6 protein-coding genes are annotated in these 5,185 nt (G+C 70.3%); 2 read left to right on the top strand and 4 right to left on the bottom strand.

The features are described 5' to 3' along the window. A partial coding sequence (locus tag ACTS11_RS08115) for an MFS transporter (protein WP_442639821.1) occupies positions 1-1,202 on the bottom strand: 1,202 nt, incomplete at its 3' end. Positions 1,203-1,223: 21 nt separating this feature from the next. Next, the gene (locus ACTS11_RS08110) at positions 1,224-1,721 is read right to left on the bottom strand and encodes a universal stress protein (RefSeq protein ID WP_442639820.1); all 498 of its coding nucleotides are present in this window, start codon (positions 1,719-1,721) and stop codon (positions 1,224-1,226) included. A 273-nt stretch (positions 1,722-1,994) separates the two neighbouring features. Here ACTS11_RS08110 and ACTS11_RS08105 point away from each other — a divergent pair, with 273 nt between their 5' ends. After that, positions 1,995-2,693 carry a cyclic nucleotide-binding domain-containing protein gene (locus ACTS11_RS08105; protein ID WP_442639819.1) on the top strand — a complete coding sequence of 233 codons (699 nt, stop codon included), beginning with the start codon at positions 1,995-1,997 and terminating at the stop codon, positions 2,691-2,693. 6 nt (positions 2,694-2,699) lie between these two features. Here the strand turns inward: ACTS11_RS08105 and ACTS11_RS08100 are convergent, their stop codons facing one another. Further along, complete coding sequence (locus ACTS11_RS08100; protein ID WP_442639818.1) at positions 2,700-3,359, bottom strand: NnrU family protein; 660 nt, start codon at positions 3,357-3,359, stop codon at positions 2,700-2,702. A gap of 4 nt (positions 3,360-3,363) precedes the next feature. Further along, positions 3,364-4,572, bottom strand: coding sequence for an NnrS family protein (locus ACTS11_RS08095; protein WP_442639817.1), 1,209 nt, complete (start codon positions 4,570-4,572; stop codon positions 3,364-3,366). Between the two features lie 131 nt (positions 4,573-4,703). On the opposite strand from ACTS11_RS08095, the gene ACTS11_RS08090 reads away from it, so the two are divergent. Next, positions 4,704-5,132: an RrF2 family transcriptional regulator gene (locus ACTS11_RS08090; protein ID WP_442639816.1), complete on the top strand. Its 429-nt coding sequence runs from the start codon at positions 4,704-4,706 to the stop codon at positions 5,130-5,132. Positions 5,133-5,185 lie beyond the last annotated feature (53 nt).

The following is a 5,185-nucleotide window of genomic DNA, read 5'->3' as shown; positions in this document are numbered from 1 at the left end:
CCCTGCACGAAGAAGGAGCAGCCGATGGTGATGGCGATGGCGATGATCAGCGGCCACGAGCTGTCGAGCAGGCCCATCAGCGCGAAGCCGATGGCGATGCCGAGCATGTAGGCCAGCATCACGAAGCGGCGGTTGCCCATCCGGTCCGAGACGAGGCCGCCCATGGGACGCGCCACGAGGTTCACGAAGGCGAAGGCCGAGGCGATCAGGCCCGCCGTCACGGGCGTCAGGCCCCAGGTCTCCTGGAAGAACATCGGCAGCATCGAGACGACGGCCAGCTCCGCGCCGAAGTTGGCGAAGTAGGTCGTGTTGAGCGCCGCGACCGAGCTGAACGGGTAACGGTCGTCCTGCGGCACGCCCTTGCGCAGGATGGGCAGGTTCACGCGCAGCACCTGCCAGACCTGGTAGATGACCACGACGACGATGGCGGCGTAGCAGATCGAGGCCACGAAGGCGTCGATGTAGCCCATGAGCTGCACGCGGTAGACGAGGATCGAGAGGATGCCCACCAGCGGCACGGTGAAGACCACAAGGAGCCCCAGGTCGCGATAGCTCGAGACCTCGAGCGCGGCGGCCTTGCGGGGCTTGCGGTGCGTGTCCGCCGTCGGGCCGTCGGTGATGGCGAACCAGTAGAAGACACCGTAGAGCGCCATGATGACGCCCGAGACCGCCACCGCGTAGCGCCAGCCGTCGTCGCCGCCGAAGACCACCAGCGCGACGGTCGGGATGGTCATGGCGGCGGCCGCCGAGCCGAAGTTGCCCCAGCCGGCGTAGAATCCCTCGGCGAAGCCGATGTCGCGCGGCTTGAACCAGAGCGCGGTCATGTGGATGCCGACGACGAAGGAGGCGCCGACCGAGGACATCACGAGGCGCGCGATGAAGAGCTGCATCGCCGTGTCGCCGAAGGCGAAGAACAGCGTGGGCACGGCCATCGTGACCATCAGGACGGAAAACACCCGCCGCGGCCCCCACTTGTCGAGCGCCATGCCCACGAGGATGCGGGCGGGGATGGTCAGCGCGACGTTCGCGATGGCGAAGAGGCGGATGTCGTCGCGGGTCAGCCAGTCGGCCGAGGCCAGCATCGAGGATGCCAGCGGCGCCATGTTGAACCAGACGTAGAAGGTGATGAAGAAGGCGATCCAGGTCAGGTGGAGTGCGCGGATTTCGCGATTCCTGAACCGGAAGAGGTCCGAGACTTGCATGGGTCCGTTCCTTGTTCGGGGTTACTCGGCCGCCTGCATCTCGGATGCGGAGACGTGCGTGGGGATGATGAGGATCGGGCACTTCACGCGTCGCGCGAGGAAGGCCGAGACCGAGCCGAAGGTCATGTGGTCGAATTCCTCGACCAGCGCGTCGATGCGGCGGGTGATGAAGCCGAGCGGCCCGCTGTCGGGCTGGTAGGAGTGTCGCGCCATCACGAGGAGGTCGGGCTTGCGCTCCTCCGTCGCGCGCAGGAGCATCTTGCGCGCATCGCCCTCGGCCAGCACGACGCGGGCGGTGAAGCCGTCCGCGGCCAGCGTGGCGGCGGCCTCCTCGGCGCCCGCCTTCTGGACCGCGTACTGCTCGTGGAAGAGGTCGTCGGCGCCCGAGGTGGCGCTGCCGACATCCTCGATCACCGAGACGAGCGTGACGTTCGGCCTGAGCGCGCCGAACATCTCCCTGATCGCGTCGAGCGCGATCCGCGCATTGCGCGAATGGTCATAGGCCAGCATGATTTCCATCGTGTCCCTCCGGTCTGGGCCTGCCGGGCAGGCGCCGAGCGCGTTCTGCGAACCCTTAGGGCGCAGGAGGGAACGGCACGGACTTGATCTGGATCATGAACCTGGAAAATCCTGCCGAAATAAATGCTTAGCCGAAGATTGTCAGGACCGGCGCGATGTGCGATCAAGGAATGGCGCGGCGGAAGGCAAACGCGCGCTTGATCTTTGTCAAGCGTGAGGGGGAACCGCCGGAGACCGGACCGACGAAGGGAGGGACCCGCGTTGCTCAAGGGAATGCCCGAATCGGACTATCCCGATGTCCGGAGCCTGCATCTGTTCCACGACATGGCGGACGAGAGTTTCACCGCGCTGATGCGCGGCGCCTACGTGCAGAACTTCCCGCCGCAGATCGAGCTGATCACCGAAGGCGATCCGAGCGACTTCCTGCACATCGTCCTGTCGGGAACGGTCGATCTCTTCTCGCAGTGGAACGGGCGGGAGACGAGCATGGCGACCGTCCGGCCGATCTCGACCTTCATCCTCGCCGCGACGATCCGGGACGCGCCCTACCTCATGTCGGCCCGGACGCTGGAGAAGAGCCGCATCGCGCTCATCCCCAGCCAGGACGTGCGCGCGGTCTTCGACGCGGACGGCGCCTTCGCGCGGGCGATCGTGACGGAACTCGCGCAGTGCTACCGCTCGGTCATCAAGGCGCAGAAGGATCTTAAGCTCCGCACCTCGCTCGAGCGGCTGGCGAACTACCTCCTGCGGCAGCAGAAGAACGCGGGCGGCGGCGAGGATTTCGTCCTCGACTACGAGAAGCGGCGCGTCGCCTCGGTGCTCGGCATGACGCCCGAGAACCTCAGCCGCGCGTTCAAGGGGCTCCAGCCCTACGGCGTCACCGTCAGCGGCACGCGCATCCGCATCACCGACCGCGCCGATCTCGAGCGCTTCGCCAAGCCGAACCGGCTGATCGACGACTACACGACCTGACGGGCTTCAGCCGAGCGGGGCCACTCCGAAGAGCCGGGGGTGCAGCCACAGGAGCGCGGCATGGAGCGCGATCCCCGCGGCGACGCGCATGGCCGCGCGGGGCCAGCTCTCGGGGCGTGGCCAGCGGCGGCGCGCGGCGTCGAGCCTGTGCCAGGCCTCTCCCATCTCGCGCCGCCTGCGCCGGTCCAGGAGACGTCCGCCGAGAAGCGCGAAGGCCGCGAAGCTCCCGAAAAGCACGACATGCGCGAGGTCGCCGTTCGGCACCACATGCGCCCCGGCCCAGAGCGTCAGCGCCAGGAGGAGCGGATGCCGCGTCAGCGCGACGACGCCCGGCCGCCCCGGGTCGAACGCGGCGTTGCGGACGCCGCCGAAGGAGAACGGGTTGGGCCGGGCGACGGCCAACGCGAGGAGGATCGAGACCGGCAGCATCACGGCGAGCGGCACGTGGTTCTGCCACGGCGCCCAGTCCCAGAGCGGCACGTAGGGCGCCCTTCCCGCCGCGCCGATCAGCCAGGCGAGGACGGCGAGCGACAGCGCGGAATAGGCGACGCCGAAGCCCGCCCGCCCGAGCCGCGCCACGAGCCACGGCCTGAGCGGCGGTCGGACCGGCAGCGAATGGCTCAGGAAGAACGCTCCGAAGGCGAGCGCGTATTCGCCCCAGCCCATGCGCTCAGCTCCGCTTGCCCGGCGGCAGCCGCAGGAGGAGCGGCCCGTAGAGCGCGGCGAAGCCGCCGAAGGCGACGAGCCAGAGGGCGCCCGAGACAGACTGGAGGAGCGGCGCCTGCCAGGGCCAGAGCCCCGCCGCGACGCGCGCGGCGACGGCGAGCACGAGCGCGGCGTAGATCGCCACGGTCCCCGGCCCCGCATGGAGCGGCTGGCCGGTGTGTCCCAGCGTCGCCCGCGTCATCACCGCGAGCGTCATCAGCCCGATCGCGCCGCCCGTCCAGAGGTGCTGCGCCGCCGCCGCGCCGAGGAGGCCGGGCACGAGGATCTCCGCCCCGAGCGCGAGCGCGCCCAAGGGCACGAAGGCATATCCGGCGTGCAGCACCGCCACGAGCGGCTCGGGGAGCGTATCGTGCCCGCGCCAGCGCGCGAGCCGGACGAGGTGGAGGCCTGCCGCCAGCAGCAGCGCGCCCCCGGTGACGGCGTGAAACGGCAGCGCGACCCAGAGGAGCAGCGCGGCCAGCAGCACGCCGAGCGCCGCCTTGTCGAGCCGCTGCATCGGGCTGGCTGGAAGGTGCCGCGCCCCCCGCTTGACCAGCCAGTTCCGCGTGAAGGAGGGCACGATGCGCCCGCCGATCACGGCGATCATCATGATGCCCGCCGCAAGCCCGACCCGCAGTCCCGCCCCCTGCGCCGAGGGCAGGCCCTGCGCGGCCTCCCAGTGGAAGAGCCCGTTGCCCAGCGCGAAGACGGCCAGCATTCCCAGGACGACGAGGTTGCGCCAGTTGCGCCCCGCGACGATCTCCCGCCCGATGGCGACCGCGACCGCCACCGGGAAGGCGAGATCGACCGCCGCCACGTAGAGCGGCGGCAGCGTCGCGGAGACGCCCACGGCGAGCCGCCCGGCCAGCCAGAGCAGGCAGAGCGCGCCGAGGCTCCACCCCACGATGGGCAGCCGCCCCGTCCAGTTCGGCACCGCCGTCAGGAGGAACCCGGCGATCACCGCGCCGAGGTAGCCGTAGAGGAACTCGTGCGCGTGCCAGCCGACCGGGTCGAACGCCGTCGGCAGTGCCACCCGCCCCGCGAGCATCGGCACCCACAGCGCCATCGCCGCCGCCGCCCAGAGCGCCGCCCCGAGGAAGAAGGGGCGGAACCCGTAGGAGAGGAGGGTCGGCCCCTCCCAGTTCCGCATGCGCTGCGCCGTCGTTGCCGTCATCGTCGGGTTCCCTTCCGGTCCGGCCCGCGCGCCGCCGTCGGGACTCGACGCGCGCGCTCTGAACCGGTATCTCAGATGCGGATTACAGCGCCCCAATGCGCATTTCAAATACCATTACGGGGAACGCGACCTTGCGCCTCACCTCCTTCACCGACTACGGGCTCCGCGTGCTGATGCGCCTCGCGGGCGAGCCGGGCCGCGCCTTCACCACCGGCGAGCTTGCGGCCGAGCTGGACGTCTCGCGCAACCATCTCGCCAAGGTGGTGTCGGCGCTGTCGGGCGAGGGCCTCCTCGAGACGCGGCGGGGCGGCGGGGGCGGCGCCGTCCTCGCGCGTGACCCTGCGGAGATCCGGCTCGGCGACGTGGTCGCGCGGCTCGAGGCCGGTCAGGCGCTGGTCGAATGTTTCCTGCCCTCGGGGAACGCCTGCACCCTCACCCCCGGATGCCGCCTGAAGTCGCGGCTCTCGCAGGCCGAGGGCGCCTTCATCGCCGAGCTGAACCGGAGCACGCTGGCCGATTGCGCCTACCCGGCCCCGGCCGCCCGCCTCGCCCGAAACTGATCCGCCTCAGCCCGCGAACTGGACGACGAGCGGATGGACGAGGCCGCATCCCG

Source organism: Roseicyclus sp. (assembly GCF_052168335.1).
Taxonomy (GTDB): domain Bacteria; phylum Pseudomonadota; class Alphaproteobacteria; order Rhodobacterales; family Rhodobacteraceae; genus Roseibacterium.
Note: the sequence above shows the minus strand (reverse complement) of the source record. Positions and strands in the feature narration are given on the sequence as shown.

Excerpts from the sequence above, each read along its gene's own strand:
- ACTS11_RS08110 (WP_442639820.1), bottom strand. The coding sequence starts at position 1,721 with ATGGAAATCATGCTGGCCTATGACCATTCGCGCAATGCGCGGATCGCG.
- ACTS11_RS08095 (WP_442639817.1), bottom strand. The coding sequence starts at position 4,572 with ATGACGGCAACGACGGCGCAGCGCATGCGGAACTGGGAGGGGCCGACC.
- ACTS11_RS08105 (WP_442639819.1), top strand. The coding sequence starts at position 1,995 with ATGCCCGAATCGGACTATCCCGATGTCCGGAGCCTGCATCTGTTCCAC.
- ACTS11_RS08100 (WP_442639818.1), bottom strand. The coding sequence starts at position 3,359 with ATGGGCTGGGGCGAATACGCGCTCGCCTTCGGAGCGTTCTTCCTGAGC.